This window comes from Mycobacterium intermedium, from assembly GCF_002086275.1.
GTDB lineage: Bacteria > Actinomycetota > Actinomycetes > Mycobacteriales > Mycobacteriaceae > Mycobacterium > Mycobacterium intermedium.
The window spans coordinates 1-984 of the sequence record NZ_MVHT01000249.1 but is presented as its reverse complement, the minus strand read 5'-3'; the positions used below and the strand labels follow the sequence as shown (position 1 = coordinate 984).

Sequence of the window (984 nt, the reverse complement as noted above, 5' to 3'; positions counted from 1 at the left end):
GGCCGGCGGCTCCGGCGGGGACAGCATCAAGAACGCCGCCGGGTCCGGCGGAGCCGGCGGGGCCGCTGGACTGTTGGGTGCAGGCGGAGGCGGCGGCGCCGGCGGCAATGGCATCGATGTAGGCAGCATCGGCGGCGGTGGCGGCGCGGGCGGCGCCGGCGGGAAGCTCGGCGGCGACGGCGGAGCCGGCGGAGCCGGGGGGCTCGGATACGTAAGCAGTGGGAACGGCGGCAACGGCGGCAACGCCGGCGTAATTTTCGGCGCCGGCGGCGCAGGTGGCGCTGGTGGACTCGGCCCCGAGTCCGCCGGCGGAAACGGCGGAGCTGGCGGCAATGCCGGGCTGATCGGCAATGGTGGCGCCGGCGGGGCCGGTGGGATGGCTTTACAGCCCGACAAAGCAGGTGGCGCTGGCGGTCAGGGCGGTTACGCCACATTGATCGGAAGCGGCGGCAATGGCGGCCAGGGCGGTACCAGTGTGACGCCGGGCCTGGGCGGTGCCGGGGGCCTCGGAGGTAACGGCGGCATTCTCGGCCTGCCCGGATTCAACGGCGCCAGCGGCGGCTGACCTAGTGGGCCAGGCGCGTCGTCAGTACAGCGCGTTGGCGAGGTTGCGCCGGCCCGCGACGACCTCAGGGTCAGCGGGATCGAACAGCTCGAACAGCTCGATCAGCCGAGTACGCACCTTGTTGCGGTCGTCACCAGATGTGCGACGCACCAAAGCGATTAGACGATTGAACGCCGCGGTGACGTCCTGGTTGAGGATCTGCACGTCGGCGGCGGCCAACGCTGCATCGATGTCGTCTGGTGCCGCGTCGGCGACGGCGACGGCGTCCGGCCGCTGAGAAGTGGCGCGGCTGAGGAAATCGATCTGCCGCAACGCGCCCTTCGCTTCGGCGTTGTTCGGGTCTGCGTCCAGAATCGCCTGATACGACTGTCGGGCCGCGTCGAAGTCCCCGTCCTCGAGCTCTTGACGTGCCTGTGCCA

General features: G+C 71.0%; 1 protein-coding gene and 1 pseudogene. One reads left to right on the top strand and one right to left on the bottom strand.

What is annotated here, in order from left to right; all coding sequences use genetic code 11:
- Nucleotides 1-565 (top strand): annotated as a pseudogene (locus BST27_RS32935) (PE family protein); the annotation flags it as partial.
- 21 nt (nt 566-586) lie between these two features.
- On the opposite strand, the gene BST27_RS30485 reads toward BST27_RS32935, so the two are convergent.
- Nucleotides 587-984: tetratricopeptide repeat protein (locus BST27_RS30485; protein ID WP_139805500.1), on the bottom strand; the 398-nt coding region annotated here is incomplete at its 5' end.